This is a genomic window from Pantoea sp. AS-PWVM4, assembly GCF_000468095.1.
Classification (GTDB): domain Bacteria; phylum Pseudomonadota; class Gammaproteobacteria; order Enterobacterales; family Enterobacteriaceae; genus Pantoea; species Pantoea phytobeneficialis.
On sequence record NZ_ASZC01000021.1, the window covers coordinates 1 to 15,841 of the forward strand.

Below are 15,841 nucleotides of genomic sequence, written 5' to 3' on the forward strand. Positions count from 1 at the left end.
CCAGAGGCTAATCGCGAAGGGCAAAGCCAGCAAGGCTGCGCTTGGAGCGGTGATGCGCAAGCTGGTTCATCAGTGCTTCGGGGTGCTGAAAACGCGGATGAAGTGGGATGAAAATTACGCAGCTACCGCTTGACGTTCAAGACGGTAGCTACGGCAGAAAGGATGGCATACCGGGTCAAATTACCCGAGCACTGCCACCGTCAAACGGCTACTACAGCACAACTGATCGCGTCCATTGCGGATCTCAATCTGCCAGCTTTGATTACGTGCACCGAGATGCAGTGGGCGGCAGATACCGCGGACTTCGCCGCTGCTGACCGCGCGGTGATGACTGGCACTCACCTCAATCCCCACCACGCTTTTTCCCTCTTCCACGCTGAGATAGCCGGCAATCGATCCCATAGATTCCGCCAACACCACCGATGCGCCGCCGTGCAACAAACCAAATGGCTGCTGCGTGCGTGCATCTACCGGCATGATGGCCTCAAGGTAATCGTCGCCGATCACGGTAAACACAATGCCCAGATGCGCCACCAGTGAGTTCTCACCCATCCGGTTCAGTTCATCCAGTTCTATCGATCGTTTCCAGATTGCCATGCATCAGGCTCCCAGCGTCGCGCCACCGTCCACCACGATATCCTGGAGTACCACATGGCTGGCGAGATCGGAAGCAAGGAACAGAATGTTGGCAGCGATCTCCTGCGGTTTGGCGATCTTACGCAGCGGGATCCCGAGTTTATATTGATCCTGGAAACCGTTGATCATCTCCTGCTCCGCCTCCGGGGTATGCCACAGGCTGCGCTGCATATCGGTATCGGTCGATCCTGGTGAGACGATATTGCAACGCACGCCGAGCGGAGCCATCTCCAGACCTACGGTGAGGCACAGGCTACGTAGCGCCGCTTTGGATGCGCCATAGGCAGACATGCCAAGGCGTGGTGCATGGGCGGCATTCGAAGCGATGGTGACGATAGCGCCAGCCCGTTGCTGGCGGAACACCGGCAGCGTCTGCTGGAACATATTGAACGCACCACCGGCGTTGACGGCGAGGCAAGCCTGCCAGTCCTCAAACGCCAGTTCTTCGGTGCTGCCGATACGCAGAATGCCAGCACCGTTTACCAGCACATCGAGACGCGGTTGATCCGCCAGCAGACGCTGGCAGACGGTTTTCACTTCAGCAGCATCAGCAACGTTCATCACCTGACAGGCAAACGGATAGTCGGCCTGATCAAAACGCAGATCGAAGCCCACCACCTGCGCGCCCGCCTGATGAAAAGCCAGCGCCGTATGGTAGCCGATGCCTTTACCTGCCCCGGTTACCCAGACAATTTTTCCGCGGAAATCAAACGGCAGGCTCATTTCGTCGACTCCCGCGACAGCAGTGCCCACCAGCCGTCAATGCTGGGATTCTTCGCCAGGCTAACGAAATCGATATCGCTGTGTACCTGACGCCAGCGCGCTGCCAGCGCCATCACGCGTACGGAATCAAGACCGTAGTCGATCAGATTCTCATCATCTTCCGGCACATCGTCATCTTCCAGCAGCGGCAGGATCAGCGCGCGCAGATCGTCTTTGCTCAGCGGCAGCGGCATCAGATCAGCGGTCATCACCACTTTGCCGCTTCGGCCAGCGGTGTAGGTCAGCGCCATCAGATGTTCTTCACGGGTAAAGTCAGCCAGCGCATCGGCCACCATAAATGGCTGGATGTTGCGCATAAAGGCGTCAGTGGCGGTGGTCAGGCAACCGATATGGGCGTAAACGCCGGTAATGATCAGCTGATCGCGGCCCATCTCTTGCAGGATCGACTCCAGCGGCGAACGATGGAAAGCGCTGTAACGCCATTTGGTCAGTACATGATCGTGCTGATCCGGGGCCAGAGCATCAACGATCTTCTGTTGATCGGGATGCTTGTTGAGGCCCGGCCCCCACATGTCATTCAGCAGCGCACGATCTTCATCGCTCTGCTGGTTAGGCTGCGCGGTGTAGAACACCGGGATGCCTTGCGCTTTGCAGTAAGCCCGCAGCCGCGCGATGTTTTCGACAACCTGATTCACCAGCGGGCTGTTTTCGCCCCAAAAATTAAGGAAATAGGCCTGCATATCGTGAATCAGCAGCGCCGCGCGTTGCGGCTCCAGCGCCCATTTCACCTTGTTGGCAGGCAACTCGGTGGCGGTCGGCAGCGGATAAGAGGTCAATTTTGGAATAGCCATACAATCTCCGGAACAGGTCAGGCTTGCGCTTGTTGGTCGGCAAGTTGTTGGCGCAGACGTTTTTTATCTACCTTACCAACCGGGGTCAGCGGCAGGGCGTCTACGCAGGTAATACGATCGGGTAATTTGAACTCGGCTACGCCCAGTTCGCGCAGATGGCGACGCAGCGCCACCGGCTTAATCGGCTGGCTGGCGACAATAAAGGCGCAGCTCTTTTCACCCATCAGCTCATCATTCATCGATACCAGCGCAGCGTGAATCACATCCGGGTGACGTTGCAGCAGGTTTTCGATCTCCTCAGCGGCGATCTTCTCTCCGCCACGGTTGATCTGATCTTTTTCGCGTCCCTGTACGGTGATGTAACCCTGCGGGTTAATCTCAATCAGATCGCCGGAACAGTAAAACCCGTCGGCATCAAAGCTGGCGGCGTTATGCTCCGGGCTGCGATAGTAACCACGGAAGGTATAAGGACCGCGTGTCATCAGACGGCCCACTTCACCTACCGGCAATGCATTGCCGTCGGCATCGGCGACCCAGACTTCATCATCATCCGAAATTGGACGTCCCTGGGTGGTGAGGATGGTTTTCTCGTCGTCGTCGAAGCGTGTGTAGTTCACCAGCCCTTCCGCCATACCGAAAACCTGTTGTAACCGGCAGCCAATTTCTTGTTGGATGCGGGAAGCCAATGTCTCACCCAACTTCGCACCGCCCACCTGCATCCGTTCCAGTGAGGCCAGTTGTTTGTTGCTGCCCCATTCCTGAATCGCCTGCAACCACAGGCTCACCGCAGGCGGCACCAGGCCGGTATCGGTGATCTGATGTTTTTCGATCAACGGAAAGCACAGTGTTGCGCTGGGATCGGCGGCCAGTACCACCTGACCACCGGCATAAAACACGCCGAGTGCGCCGGGTGAACTCATCGGAAAGTTATGTGCCGCAGGCAGTGCCACCAGATAGCGGGTGCGGTCGGTCACGGCGCAAATATCCACGCTGCCACGAATGCTGTAGTAGTAATCGTTGTGGGTACGCGGGATCAGCTTCGGCGTACCGGTACTGCCGCCGGAGAGCTGGAAGAAGGCCACTTCATCACCCGCACTCGGCGTTGGGGTGAAATCACCGACGCTTTCCGCCAGCAGCGTTTCCAGGGTGTTTTCCGGCTGGGTGTCATTGCGCAGAATCACCTGCTGCAACGAGGGATGGCTGCGGCACAGCACATCGATAAAGCTATCATCAGCGAACAGCGGATGGGTACGATCGGCAATCAGCAGCACCGGTTCAATCTGCGCCGCGTAGGCGGTCATTTCTGTGCGCTGATGGCTGAACAACGCATTGACGGGTGCCACGCCGATTTTAAATAAAGCAAACAGGGTCAGATAGAAATCCGCCACGTTGCCGAGCTGCACCAACGCGGTATCGCCGGTTTTCAGGCCGCGACGTTGCAGGGCAGCCGCCAGGTTGTCGGTCAGCTGATCCATTTCGCGATAGCTGATTTGGCGTTCGCCGTCGATCACCGCGATGGCGTCATTCTGTTGCTGACGCGCCAGGATGTCGGTCATTGGTACGTCGAGCCAGTAGCCTTTTTCGCGGTAACGGGCGGCGAGTTCATCAGGCCAGCGGTTGTAGGGAATACTCATGGTCTTTCCTTTATTGCAGTCCAAAGGCGCGCAACATGGTGTCCAGCTTCACGCCGGTTTCACGCCATTCTGATTCGGGTTGAGAGTCGGCCACAATTCCGGCACCCGCGAACAGGCGCACGCGGCTGTCATGTACCGTGCCGCAGCGGATGGTGACGACCCATTCGCCATTGCCTGCGTCATCGCACCAGCCGACGATGCCGCCAAACAGCTGACGATCGAACGGCTCCAACTGTTGGATCAGCTGCTGCGCTTGCTGATGCGGGAAACCGCTGAGAGCCGGAGTCGGATGCAGCAGGCAGGCGAGAGACAGGGCATTCTCGCGCGGATCCTGCACTTCACCATCAATCTGCGTGGCGAGATGCCATAACGTTGAGGTGGTGATGAGCGAGGGCACTGTCGGCACCGACAGCAGACGGCTGCGCGGTTGCAGCGTGGAGCGCATCGCATCGGTGACCAGCTGATGTTCGTGCCGATCTTTACTGGAGTTCATCAACGTTTCGCCGGCTGCGCGGTCGGTTTGGCTGTCGCTATCGCGACGTGCGGAACCGGCGAGAGGGCAAGAGCTGAAGTCACGCCCCTGCTTGCGCAACATCAGTTCCGGACTGGCTCCCAGCAACACGCCACCCTGCGGCAGCGGCAGATGGAAATGGTAGCTGTTAGGGTTTTGCGCCATGACCCGCTGCATCAGCGCCGCGCTATCCACCGGTTGTTCAGTCACGATATCCATCAGGCGCGACAGGACCACTTTGTCGAGATCGCCACGTTGTGTGGCCGTCACTGCATCTGCCACCATTTGGGTAAAGGCGTCGTGATCCGGCACTGCCGCACGGCGGCGCACGGCGGGCAGCGCACTCAGTTCGGTCGGTAACGCGGCCAGTAAATCGGCACGCTTAAAGGTCTGATGGGATTCAGGAATAAACAAAGCGGCAGGTTGGCTGACATCAAACGGGATCGCACCGACCAGAATCGGTTGCTCGATACCCTGTTTTTTCGCCGCCGCAAAATGCTGGCGCAGCTGTTGCTGAAAATCACCGTCTAACGCAGCAGCATCCTGAACCGGTTCGGTCAGGGTGGTGTAGCAACCCTGAGTCACCAGGCTGCGCCAGGGAGATGTGAACAGGAATCCGCGACAAAGTGCGGAAAAATCCTTCAGCCAGGCATTTTCAAACGTGGAGGATTCCACCATAATTTTCACCTATAAATGATAAGATTATTAAGAATGATTATCATTTTTATTATGGCCCTGTAACCTACGTCGAATGGTCCAAAGAGTCAATCAGTTCGCGGGTGTTCCCTTATCTTTAAGCGTTTTCCGGCATTTAAGCCGGGGGCGGAAATAAGCTAAATGATGGATGAAAACTTATGAATAAATGCGGTTTATGGGGCATGGTTGTCCTGTTGTTCATTTTACAGGCTTTTAGTGGACTTGCGCGTGCCGAACAGGGCTGGCCACGCAAAATTCAGACCGAACAGGGCGTAGTGACATTGACCAAAGCCCCCCAGCGTATTGTCTCAACCAGCGTCACCTTGACCGGTTCACTGCTGGCGATTGATGCGCCGGTGATTGCATCGGGTGCTACCGCCCCCAACAGTCGCCTCTCCGACGATCAGGGCTTCTTCCGTCAGTGGGGCGAGGTGGCGAAACAACGCGGCGTCAAACGCCTGTATATCGGTGAAGCCAACGCTGAAGCGGTGGCAGCCGAAGCACCGGATCTGATTATCGTCAGCGCCACGGGCAACGACTCCGCCATCAAGCTGGTGAGTCAGCTTTCTGCCATTGCACCGACGCTGGTGATTAACTACGACGATAAAAGCTGGCAGGACCTGATGACGCTGCTCGGTGAGGCCACCGGTCATGAAACCGAGGCGGCGCAGCATATTAAAGCCTTTGCCGATCGTCAGGCCGCGCTGAAAAAAGCCATCACATTACCGCCGCAGCCGGTTTCCGCCCTGGTGTGGAATGGCGATGGACGCGCGGTGAATTTGTGGACCGCTGAATCGGCGCAGGGCAAATTGTTGCAGCAACTGGGCTTCACCCTGGCGATGCCCCCGGCCAATATTCAACAAAGCCACAGCATGGGACAGCGCAAGGACATCATTCAGCTCGCGGGTGAAAACGTTGCCAGCGGCCTGACGGGACACAGCTTCCTGTTATTTGCTGGCGATGACAAAACCCGTCAGTCGGTGCTGGCTAATCCGTTCCTCGCACAAAACGCCGCCGTGATGCAGCAACAGGTTTATGCAATGGGCGTTGACAGCTTCCGCCTTGATTACTTCAGCGCCAGCAACCTGCTGGCTCGCCTGGAAAAACTGTTTGTGAAGTCATGATGCTTCTTCCGCCAGCGTTACGGCTGGCGGTTGATAGCGACGTAACGATCCCATCACCAGCCACATCAGCACGCCCAGCAGGGTGGCAGCAAAGCCAAACACCGCGGCCGCCTGCTGAGGTAACAGCCAGGCACCGATCCCGCCAATCAGCGCCGCGCCCAGCGCATCCCCGGTGACGTTTTGTGCCGTCCATAAGCTGTTAATACGTCCCAGCAGCGCATCAGGGGTTAATGCCTGAATCAGGGTGTACTGCACCAGGCTGGTAATGGAACTGAAGTAACCAAACGCCACCAGGCAGAGCAACGCGAGGGGGAAGTCTGGCATCAGGCCAAACAGCCCGAGCGCCAGAAATGAGGCGATAGCGCTACTGAGAATCAATAAACCGGGACGTGCGGCCTGTGCTAACCGACCACTGGTGACAGCGCCGATTGCGGCACCCAAAGGCACGGCAGCGAACATCAATCCCAGTCGGTCGGCACTCACCTCCCAATGCGGAGCCAGCGCCGGATAGAGCACGCGAATCGCGCTCGCCAGCGTCACCAGTGCGCCCATCAACGCCGCCATCCCCACCAAAGGCGTGGTAAAAAGAAATTGCACACCGGTTGCCAGCGATTTCAGGGGGTGCTCGCGCGGCTGTGGTGGCGGAGGTAGCATCGGCAGTTTTAGTAAGGTCAGCACGGTCAGTAAGGTCCCCAGCGCCGCGAGGACGAAGTTCCATACCACGCCGCCACTGGCAATTACCATGCCGGCTATCGCCGGTGACAGGATGGAGCCGAAACGTACCGAAAGCATGGTAATTGCGCCCGCCTGCATCAAATTCTCGCGTCCGACCAGCGCGGGAGTCGCGGCCAACAGCGCGGTGACGCCAATCGCACCGAAAAAGCCATCCCACAACCCCAGCAGATACACCGCAGTCAGTGAGGGTTCAGGCAACGCCGCGTTGATCGCCAGTCCGACAAAGCCCAGACCACAGGTCGAGCGGGCGAATAAAATCAGTTTCTTACGTTCATAACGATCGGCCAGTACCCCGCCGGTTAGCAAACCAATAAACATGCCGCAGGCGGCTACCGTAACGCCGAGTCCAACCAGCAGGGGGGATTTTGTCATCTGCTGAATTTGTACCGGCACCGCCACCGCCAACATGCCGAGTGCGACAATCGAGATAAAGCGGGCGATAAATACCGCGCGAAACGCCGGATGGGATTTAAGCAGGGAGAGATCGATAAAGTGGGAGGGTTTGTTCATTTCTTCGCCTTTTTGCACCAATTTTCCTCATCTTCCGCGAGGCGAGTCATGATAACATAGACAAATACGAGTAATAACGATAACAAATATCATTATCACATTTACCCTACGCACGCGATTACGTTGATGATTAAAGGTTCATAACGCTATGCACCAGACTCGCGCACTTGCAGGATCAGGGATGCTGCTGGTGCTCCTTATTGCCCTGAGTTTAATGCTGGGGGCAAAATCCATCTCTCTTTCCGATGTTTATCATGCCGTTACCACCACCTGTGGTAGTGCGGATTGCGTTATCGTTCGCGAGGCACGTCTGCCGCGCACCCTGGCCGGATTGCTGGCGGGCGTGGCTCTGGGACTGGCTGGCGCGTTAATGCAAAGCCTGACGCGCAATCCGCTGGCTGACCCCGGCATTCTCGGTGTGAATGCCGGAGCCAGCTTCGCCGTGGTGCTGGGCATTGCGTGGTTTGGCGCAAATACCCCGTCTGAATGGCTCGGTTTTGCTTTTGGCGGTGCGTTGTTGGCTTCGTTATTGGTGTCGATGACCGGCGCGATAGGTGGCGGGCGCGTCAATCCGGTGCGTTTAACCCTGGCCGGTGTCGCGTTAAGCGCGGTACTGGAAGGGCTGACCTCAGGCATCTCGCTGCTCAATCCTGACATCTATGATCACCTGCGTTTCTGGCACAGTGGTTCGCTGGATATTCGCGACTTCAGCATCCTGCGTACCCTGTGGCCAGCCGTTGCCGTCGGAAGCGTGGTGGCTTTCTGTTTGTCGCAAGCGTTAAACAGCCTGAGTATGGGCGGCGATATGGCGACCGCGCTGGGTACGCGCGTGGCCCGTACCCAGGTACTGGGGCTGCTGGCGATTGCGCTGCTGTGCGGTGCAGCCACCGCAGCGGTTGGACCGATTGCGTTTGTTGGGTTGATGACGCCGCATCTGGCGCGCTGGCTGGTGGGGAATGACCATCGCTGGCTACTGCCTGCTACCGCGTTGGTGACGCCGATCCTGCTGTTAACGGCGGATATTATTGGTCGGCTGCTGGTGCCTGGTGAGCTGCGCGTTTCTATCGTCACCGCCATGCTGGGAGCACCGATGTTGATTGTACTGGTGCGGCGCAAACTTGCGCGGGGTGTCGTATGACCCGGCGCGTCCTGTTTCATACCTTCTGGTTGCTGCTCGGTTGCGGGTTGCTCGCGTTTCTGGCGATGACACGGGGTGCTTTGCCGGTCAGCGGTGAACAAATCTGGCAGGTGATGCTGGGACAGGGTGCCAGCAATATCAAACTGATCGTGCTGGAGTGGCGTCTGCCACGCGTGTTGATGGCGTTGCTGATTGGCGCGGCGTTGGGCGTGAGCGGCGCGATTTTCCAGTCACTGTTGCGTAATCCATTAGGCAGCCCGGATATTCTTGGCTTTAACACCGGTGCCTACAGCGGTGTGCTGGTGGCGCTGGTGTTGTTCAACCAAAACGCCTCGGCGATGACGGCCGCTGCGATGATTGGCGGCATTGCCACTGCCGCGCTGGTTTACCTGTTTGCCTGGCGTAACGGCGTGGAAACTTTCCGTTTGATTATCGTCGGCATCAGCGTGCGCGCGTTGTTGATGGGGCTTAACAGCTGGTTGATTATCAGCGCTTCGCTGGATGCTGCCCTCAGCGCCGGTCTGTGGAGCGCCGGTTCGCTGAACGGTATTACCTGGACAAAAACGCCGCCGGTGATCGTGGTGTTACTGCTGGCGCTGCTGTTGGTGGCGCTGCTGGCCCGCCGGATGCGTTTGCTGGAGATGGGGGATGACACCGCCTGCGCCCTTGGTGTGCCGGTGGAGCGTAGCCGCCTGTGGTTGATGCTGCTTGGCGTGGTGCTGATCGCTGCTTCAACGGCGCTGGTCGGCCCGATCTCCTTTGTAGCGCTACTGGCACCGCAGATTGCGCGCCGTCTCGGCGGCGGCATGCCGCTGGCCGGATTGTGTGGTGCGCTGTTGCTGATTGCTGCCGATTTCGCGGCCCAGCATCTGTTCTTACCTTATCAATTGCCGGTGGGGGTGATTACCGTCAGCATCGGCGGCCTTTATCTGATTGCTTTACTGGTGCGGGAGGCACGACGCCAATGACCGAAATCTCCAGTCGTCTCTATGGCGAAGGGTTGACGCTGGGTTACGACAAAAAAGTGGTGGCAGAAAATTTGTCGGTGGCGATCCCGGAAGGGGAGCTGACGGTGATTATCGGCCCGAATGCCTGTGGCAAATCAACCCTGTTACGCACCCTGAGTCGTCTGAATACGCCGTTAAAAGGCCAGGTGTTTTTGGACGGAGAAGCCATAGCGCGCTATCCCACCAAAGAGGTGGCACGCCGCCTGGGCCTACTGCCGCAAAGTTCTAACGCCCCGGCAGGCATCAGCGTCACTGAGCTGGTGGCGCGTGGACGTTATCCACATCAGGCGCTGTTCGGGCGCTGGCGTGCTGAAGATGAAGCCGCGGTGCAGCAGGCGATGCTGGCGACCGGGGTGTCTGATCTCGCTGATCAGCAGGTGGATACCTTGTCTGGCGGTCAGCGTCAGCGTGTGTGGATTGCGATGGTGCTGGCGCAGCAAACGCCGTTGTTGTTACTGGACGAGCCGACCACCTGGCTGGATATCACCCATCAGATTGAATTGCTGGAATTGATGCAGGATCTCAATCAACAGCATGGCCGTTCGTTGGTGGTGGTGCTGCATGATCTGAATCACGCCTGCCGCTATGCCACGCACCTGATTGCTATGCGTCATGGACGGATTATCGCGGAAGGGAAACCGGCAGAGATTGTCACGCCCGCGTTGATTGAGCAGGTATACGGCTTGCGCTGCGTGATTGTGGAAGACCCGGTGGCGCATACGCCAATGATTGTGCCGCTGGGACGGCCGTAGCGATGTGATTTATCGCGCGGTTCCGTGCGCGGTGCTGGAAAAAAACGGCGCGATAAATCGCGCCCTACATTCTGGATCAGAGTTTGCTCAGTAGCCGTTGTAATAACGGTCCGATTTGCTCAAACATCTTCGGTGAAATGATATCGACGTGGGCGCAATCCATCGGCCACACCTCCAGCTCGCCGACATAAGGTGCCCAGGCGCGGCGTGCATCCTGTCCCGGCTGTTGTGTCTGTTCTGCGAGGAACAAGGTTGCGCGGCCACTGAAGCTGGCGCTGCGTGCCGTTGCCAACAGACGTACTGAACTGGCGTAGTTGGCTTCGATAGTGTCAAACATCGCCTGCATCTCTTCACCCGCCTGATGCCGTTGCGCCGCAATAAACTGCTCGCGCTCGCGGTTCACTTCGTCCAGCACTGCCGGGTCCAGCACGTTCTCGCCGCGTTTTTCATCCCAGTTTTGCGTCTCTGGCGGCCAGGTATCAAGCAGGCCGAGGAACGCTACCTCTTCACCGGCAGCCGCCAGCCGTGCCGCAATCCCCTGAGCCAGCGTGCCGCCAAGTGAATAGCCGAGGAAATAATAAGGGCCATGCGGCTGTACCTCGCGCAGGGTGCGCAGATGGGTGTCGCACACCTCGTCCAGATGCGTGCTTTGATTCAACGGGCTGGCGGTGTCCGGCGACTGAATGCCGATCAACGACCAGCGCGCATCAAGGTAGCGTTGCAGGATGCTGAATTGCCACGCAAAGCCCGAGGCCGGATGGAAACAGAACAAATTCGGCCCACTGCCCTGGCGCAACGGCAGCACGGCCTCAAAACCGGCCTGCTGGTGGGATTGCGCATCACTTAACAATGCAGCCAGCTTCTCGACGGTGGAGGCAACCATGATCTGTCCGACGGTCACCGGCTGCCGGAGTTCACGGCGCAACTGGGCAGCAAGGCGCATCGCCAGCAGTGAATGACCACCCAGGGCAAAGAAATCATCCTGGGCGCTGATGCTGTCGCGTGCCAGCAACTGACAAAACGCCGCAGCCAGTTGGCTTTCCAGGCCGGGATGCGGTTCACGCCCGGCGCTGGCGCTGCTCGCCTGGGGCAGCGGCAGGGCTTTGCGATCCAGTTTGCCGTTGCTGCTGAGCGGGAAAGCCTCCAGTTGGACAATCGCCACTGGCACCATATGGGCGGGCAGTTGCTGGGCCAGCGCGTTACGCAGGGCCTCACCGTCTACAGCATGATCGGCAATGACATAACCCACCAGTTGGCGGGCATCGCCTTGTGCCGAGGCCCCCCCCAGCACCACGGCGTGCGTCACCGCTTGCTCAATGCCAGGCTGAGCGCACAACACATGATCGATTTCGTTGAGTTCGATGCGCTGACCACGAATTTTTAACTGGTCGTCACTGCGGCCAAGATATTCCACCGCGCCGTTGTCGAGCCAACGCGCCACGTCGCCAGTGCGATACATGCGTTCACCCTTGCCGGCCGGATCGGCGACGAAGCGGCTGGCGGTGAGATCGGGACGCCCCAGATAACCGTGTGCCAGTTGAATGCCGGTCAGATAGAGATCGCCCGCCACACCCGGCGGCACCGGTTGCAGGCGCGCATCAAGGATACGCAGGCCGGTGTTCCAGACCGGATAGCCAATCGGCACGCTGGCACCTTCAACCGCCGCCAGTGACTCACCGAACGCCGGATACCAGCTCACATCCACCGCCGCTTCCGTCGGGCCGTATAAATTGTGCAGCGGTACCTGAGTCAACTGCTCCCACTCGCGGGATAAATCGGTTGGCAGTGCTTCGCCGCTACAGAACACGCGGCGCAGGCTGGCACAACTGTTAATCGCGGCATCGTCCTGCAATGCGGCGACAAACGCCGCCAGCATCGAAGGCACAAAGTGGGTGGTGGTGACCTGATGTTGCGCGAACAACTGTTGCAGGGCTTCCGGGTCGCGATGGGCTTCCGGTGGGGCCATCACCAGTTGGGCACCGACCAGCAGCGGCCAGAAGAATTCCCATACCGAAACGTCAAAGCTGCTCGGGGTTTTCTGCAACACCACATCGTCAGCCTGCAACGGATAGTGATTTTGCATCCATAGCAGACGGTTAACGATCGCCTCATGACCGACCAGCACCCCTTTGGGACGCCCGGTAGAACCCGAGGTATAGATGATGTAGGCACCGTCCTGCGGTTGCGGCGCGCTGAGCGGGGCTGGCGCATCCGTGTGATTAAACAGCGCATCGAAATGTAGCTGGCTGACGTCGGAGATGGCGGCAAAACGTGGTGCGAGTGACGCTGAGGTGATTAACGTTTGTGGTGTGGCATCTTCCAGCATCAGTTGCAGGCGATCATCAGGGTAGCCGGTATCAAGCGGCAGATAAGCCGCACCGAGTGTAACGATCGCCTGGAGTGCCAGCGACAACTGCACCGAACGCGGCAGCGCGACGGCAACAATATCGCCCCGTGCGACACCGGCGGCGCTTAGCTGTTGTGCCAGCGCAAATACCTGCTGCTGCATCTGACAGTAGCTGAGTTGATGCTGTGCATCGGCCAGCGCTGGCGCATCCGGGGTGCGGGTTACCTGCTGAGCCAACAGCGATGCCAGAGTCTCGGCAGGTACCGGGTGAGGGGTATGGTTAATATCCGCCAGCCAGTGATGTTCTGCTGCGGTCAACAGATCCAACTCGCCGCACGGGCGCTGCGGTTCCGCGGCCAACTGGGTCAGCAACAGCGCAAAACGGCTGGCGTGGCGTTGCAGCGTCGCCAGATTGTAGCGTTCCGCATTCGCCAGCAACTCCAGCGTCAGCTCACCCTGTTCACTGATATAGATGGCGATTTCCAGATCGCGTACCGGACCAGAAGCCAGTTGATGGGTGATGCCCTCCACACCGGCGAAATCCAGCTGATAATCAAACATCTTCAGGTTGATCACCGGACCGTAGATCGGATCGCCATCGCCAAGGCGTCCCAGATCGCGTTGCACCTGTTCAGCGTCATAGCGCTGGTGGCGGCGCATTTTCTTCACTTCACCCGCCAGTTGCGTTGCCAGTGCGGCCAGTGGCTGTGACGGGTCGTAATGGATCGCCATCGGTAACACGTTAATCACCGGCCCGGTGGCGCATAGCGCGGCCGAACCGATACGCCGCATAAAGATGAAACCTGCGGAAAAATCGTTTTGCCCGCTGAGGCGCGCCAACCATAAGCCAACCAGCGCGAAGGCGAGATCGGCGGCGCTGTGCTGCGGATGTTGGCTGACCAGCGTCTGGAAGGTGGCGTGATCCATCGTCAGGCTATGGCGCAGCAGTTGGGTGCTGGCGCTTTGTCCGGCCAGCGGTTGCGCCGCCAGTGAGGCAGGGGCGGGCAGGGACGCCCCTTTTTCACGCCAGAACTGGCGATCACGTTCAAAGGAGGAGGATTGCTGATAACGCTGATACTCCTCGACCACTTCGCTAAAGGGGATAAACGGCGTGGGTTCTGGCTCCTGCTGGCGCGCCCAGGCGCTGTACAGGTTGGCGATGCGCCGCGTCAGGGCGGTAAAACTGAAGCCATCCACCACCAGGTGGTGATAACGCTGATACCAGAACCAATGCTGCTCGCCGAGGCGATACAGGCAATGATGATATAAGGGGGAACCGCTCAGCACGCGCAGATCGCCATTCATATCGTCACGCATCAGCGCGCGGGCTTTGTCTGCCGGATTCTCGTCGGAGCGCAGGTCAACCACTTGCGGTGCGGTGAAATGCTGGACCTGCGGCCATTGCAGCGCTTCGCCGTCTACCTCGCCAAACGCCATGTTCAGCGTATCGGCCTCCTGCATCCCAGCGATGATCGCTTTGCTCAGCAACTCACTATCAATATCGCCCTGCAATTCAATAAAGTGCGCGACCGCATAGGCGTTGTGATGGGGCGACAGCTGATCGGCAATCCAGATGCCGGGCTGTGCTGCCACCAGCGGCAGGGTTTGTTGTTCGGTATGGGGTCGATTCATCAGGGATTCAGACATTGTCGCTCCGGTTGGTGTCCTGCGTCACTGGGCGGATATTCCCCCAGTTCTGTTCCAGCCAGTTGAGGCAATCAGGCTGTGGCTGCGGGCCATACACGGCGAGCCAGCCAGCGGGGAGGGCGCTGAACGCGGGCCATAAACTGTATTGTTGCTGCGGATTGCGCAGCACCAGACAATCCTGTTGCGGATCGTCGAAGGGATTGCGATGTTCCATGTCGGCTCCTGAGTCCGGGCGAGATGAATTTATGTCGGGGTGCGCCACAACGCCTGTAAACCATCAAGCAGGCCACCACGCCAGCACAGCGCGTCATGTCCCCCTTCTACTGGCTGGTAGTGCACCTGATAGCCGGAGGCCTGCAACTTCTGTTGTAGTTGCTGATTTGCCTGCAAAATCAGTCCTTCACGTTTACCCGCTTCCAGCCAGAAACGCAGCGGCTGGCGCGGTGCCAGACCTTGATCCAATTGCTGCAACAGCCAGCCATGCGGATTACCACGCTCCGGCCACCAGAAGGAGCCCGATAAACTGATGGCGTTGCCAAACTGCTGCGGCCAGTGCAGCGCCGCAAACACTGATGCCAGACCGCCAAAGCTCTGCCCGGCGACCACGGTACTGGTAGCCTGCGGTTGGTACGGTGCCCACTGCGCGACCTGGGGAAGTAATTCTTCCTGCAAGGCTTGCCAGAATTGCGGGTTACACGGCAACTCACGGCTGCGGTGCTCACGATCAATGATGTCGATAAACAGATAGACGGCAGCAGGCAGTGCGCCTTCATCGGTAAGTTGTTGCAGCGGTCCGGCAATCGGCATGCTGTTGGCCCAGAACTGACCGTCGAGCAAAATTGCCAGTGGCCGTGACGCGGGTTGGGCCTCGCCGGTGCAATAGATCCACACCCGGCGACTGTTGCCGAGTAAGTGGCTGTCCCAGCGATATTCTTGCAAAGGGATTGCAGGGGCGTGGCCTTCATCTATCGCACGCCATAGCTGCTGATTGGGTGCCAGCGGCAGATGCAATGGGGATACCCCCATGCCGCGTCCACCAGACCAGCCTCGCAGGGCATTGAGCGGATCCGCCTGGGCGGTCGGGAATTTGTCACGCCACCAGTTGCGCAGCCTGTACATATCGACATCGCCGGAAAAATCCGTCGCCTGCTCATCCGGCATCAGGCAGTAGCTGCCACGCCAGTTGGCTGGCAGGGTGGTTTGCCAGTACCAGACATCGGTATTGGCTACTCGCATCAGGGATTGTGGGGCGCGGCGCTGGTGGTGATCGGTCACACCGGTGATGTTAATCCATACCCGCTGGATAGGTGACTGCGTCTCGTTGCCCTGCGGATCGCGCCAGAGGAAAGTGACCTGGCACTCGCCGTTCACTTCGCCTTCCACACGCGGGATACCTTTACGTTGTTGCTCCTGCCACCAGGCTTCACTGCCGGTCAGATCATTTAGCCAGGTCATAGGTGCTGCCAGTCGCCATTTACTCAAGGATTCTTTCACAAAGGTTATAAATAATACTATTGATAATTATTTGCA

General features: G+C 58.6%; 13 protein-coding genes and 1 pseudogene. 5 read left to right on the plus strand and 9 right to left on the minus strand.

Features of this window, described 5'->3' with window-relative positions; translation table 11 throughout:
- Window positions 1-133: pseudogene (locus L579_RS24205) on the plus strand (IS110 family transposase); the annotation flags it as partial.
- A gap of 47 nt (window positions 134-180) precedes the next feature.
- On the opposite strand, the gene L579_RS18570 reads toward L579_RS24205, so the two are convergent.
- From L579_RS18570 to L579_RS18590, 5 genes are read right to left on the minus strand one after another with little or no spacing between them, the layout of a single operon-like run.
- Window positions 181-597, minus strand: coding sequence for a hotdog fold thioesterase (locus tag L579_RS18570; RefSeq protein WP_021185718.1), 417 nt, complete (start codon window positions 595-597; stop codon window positions 181-183).
- 3 nt (window positions 598-600) lie between these two features.
- Window positions 601-1,359: a 2,3-dihydro-2,3-dihydroxybenzoate dehydrogenase gene (gene dhbA / locus L579_RS18575; protein WP_021185719.1), complete on the minus strand. Its 759-nt coding sequence runs from the start codon at window positions 1,357-1,359 to the stop codon at window positions 601-603.
- On the minus strand, window positions 1,356-2,210 hold the full coding sequence (locus tag L579_RS18580) for an isochorismatase family protein (protein ID WP_021185720.1): 855 nt from the start codon (window positions 2,208-2,210) through the stop codon (window positions 1,356-1,358). Before L579_RS18580 ends, dhbA begins: the two co-directional genes overlap by 4 nt.
- A gap of 17 nt (window positions 2,211-2,227) precedes the next feature.
- On the minus strand, window positions 2,228-3,844 hold the full coding sequence (locus L579_RS18585; RefSeq protein WP_021185721.1) for a (2,3-dihydroxybenzoyl)adenylate synthase: 1,617 nt from the start codon (window positions 3,842-3,844) through the stop codon (window positions 2,228-2,230).
- Window positions 3,845-3,854: 10 nt separating this feature from the next.
- Entirely contained in the window at window positions 3,855-5,033 is a 1,179-nt protein-coding gene (locus L579_RS18590) for an isochorismate synthase (protein WP_021185722.1), read from the minus strand.
- A 176-nt stretch (window positions 5,034-5,209) separates the two neighbouring features.
- Here L579_RS18590 and fepB point away from each other — a divergent pair, with 176 nt between their 5' ends.
- Window positions 5,210-6,175 carry a Fe2+-enterobactin ABC transporter substrate-binding protein gene (gene fepB, locus L579_RS18595; protein ID WP_021185723.1) on the plus strand — a complete coding sequence of 322 codons (966 nt, stop codon included), beginning with the start codon at window positions 5,210-5,212 and terminating at the stop codon, window positions 6,173-6,175.
- Here the strand turns inward: fepB and entS are convergent.
- A complete protein-coding gene (gene entS, locus L579_RS18600; protein ID WP_036627502.1) occupies window positions 6,170-7,420 on the minus strand; it encodes an enterobactin transporter EntS in 1,251 nt (416 codons plus the stop codon). The two genes, fepB and entS, sit on opposite strands and share 6 nt — an antisense overlap.
- Window positions 7,421-7,568: 148 nt before the next feature.
- Between entS and fepD the strand changes: the two genes are divergently transcribed.
- Genes fepD through L579_RS18615 form a run of 3 tightly spaced genes read left to right on the plus strand, consistent with a single transcriptional unit; the run spans window position 7,569 to window position 10,317 of the window.
- Complete coding sequence (gene fepD, locus L579_RS18605) at window positions 7,569-8,558, plus strand: Fe(3+)-siderophore ABC transporter permease (RefSeq protein WP_036627465.1); 990 nt, start codon at window positions 7,569-7,571, stop codon at window positions 8,556-8,558.
- Window positions 8,555-9,526 (plus strand): iron-enterobactin ABC transporter permease, encoded by a 972-nt coding sequence (gene fepG / locus L579_RS18610; protein WP_021185726.1) that lies wholly within the window; start codon window positions 8,555-8,557, stop codon window positions 9,524-9,526. Before fepD ends, fepG begins: the two co-directional genes overlap by 4 nt.
- On the plus strand, window positions 9,523-10,317 hold the full coding sequence (locus L579_RS18615) for an ATP-binding cassette domain-containing protein (RefSeq protein ID WP_021185727.1): 795 nt from the start codon (window positions 9,523-9,525) through the stop codon (window positions 10,315-10,317). The genes fepG and L579_RS18615 overlap by 4 nt, the downstream gene beginning before the upstream one ends.
- A 76-nt stretch (window positions 10,318-10,393) precedes the next feature.
- On the opposite strand, the gene L579_RS18620 is transcribed toward L579_RS18615, so the two are convergent.
- From L579_RS18620 to fes, 3 genes are read right to left on the minus strand one after another with little or no spacing between them, the layout of a single operon-like run.
- Window positions 10,394-14,311 (minus strand): enterobactin synthase subunit F, encoded by a 3,918-nt coding sequence (locus L579_RS18620; protein ID WP_021185728.1) that lies wholly within the window; start codon window positions 14,309-14,311, stop codon window positions 10,394-10,396.
- The gene (locus L579_RS18625; RefSeq protein ID WP_021185729.1) at window positions 14,304-14,525 is read right to left on the minus strand and encodes an MbtH family protein; all 222 of its coding nucleotides are present in this window, start codon (window positions 14,523-14,525) and stop codon (window positions 14,304-14,306) included. The genes L579_RS18620 and L579_RS18625 overlap by 8 nt, the downstream gene beginning before the upstream one ends.
- A 29-nt stretch (window positions 14,526-14,554) precedes the next feature.
- Window positions 14,555-15,766: an enterochelin esterase gene (fes, locus tag L579_RS18630; protein WP_021185730.1), complete on the minus strand. Its 1,212-nt coding sequence runs from the start codon at window positions 15,764-15,766 to the stop codon at window positions 14,555-14,557.
- Window positions 15,767-15,841 lie beyond the last annotated feature (75 nt).

Bases quoted from the DNA above. Each gene is read 5' to 3' on its own strand.
- fepB (WP_021185723.1), top strand. From the start codon at position 5,210: ATGAATAAATGCGGTTTATGGGGCATGGTTGTCCTGTTGTTCATTTTA.
- L579_RS18625 (WP_021185729.1), bottom strand. From the start codon at position 14,525: ATGGAACATCGCAATCCCTTCGACGATCCGCAACAGGATTGTCTGGTG.
- L579_RS18615 (WP_021185727.1), top strand. From the start codon at position 9,523: ATGACCGAAATCTCCAGTCGTCTCTATGGCGAAGGGTTGACGCTGGGT.
- fepD (WP_036627465.1), top strand. From the start codon at position 7,569: ATGCACCAGACTCGCGCACTTGCAGGATCAGGGATGCTGCTGGTGCTC.
- L579_RS18620 (WP_021185728.1), bottom strand. From the start codon at position 14,311: ATGTCTGAATCCCTGATGAATCGACCCCATACCGAACAACAAACCCTG.
- L579_RS18580 (WP_021185720.1), bottom strand. From the start codon at position 2,210: ATGGCTATTCCAAAATTGACCTCTTATCCGCTGCCGACCGCCACCGAG.
- L579_RS18590 (WP_021185722.1), bottom strand. From the start codon at position 5,033: ATGGTGGAATCCTCCACGTTTGAAAATGCCTGGCTGAAGGATTTTTCC.
- L579_RS18585 (WP_021185721.1), bottom strand. From the start codon at position 3,844: ATGAGTATTCCCTACAACCGCTGGCCTGATGAACTCGCCGCCCGTTAC.
- entS (WP_036627502.1), bottom strand. From the start codon at position 7,420: ATGAACAAACCCTCCCACTTTATCGATCTCTCCCTGCTTAAATCCCAT.
- dhbA (WP_021185719.1), bottom strand. From the start codon at position 1,359: ATGAGCCTGCCGTTTGATTTCCGCGGAAAAATTGTCTGGGTAACCGGG.
- L579_RS18570 (WP_021185718.1), bottom strand. From the start codon at position 597: ATGGCAATCTGGAAACGATCGATAGAACTGGATGAACTGAACCGGATG.
- fepG (WP_021185726.1), top strand. From the start codon at position 8,555: ATGACCCGGCGCGTCCTGTTTCATACCTTCTGGTTGCTGCTCGGTTGC.
- fes (WP_021185730.1), bottom strand. From the start codon at position 15,766: ATGACCTGGCTAAATGATCTGACCGGCAGTGAAGCCTGGTGGCAGGAG.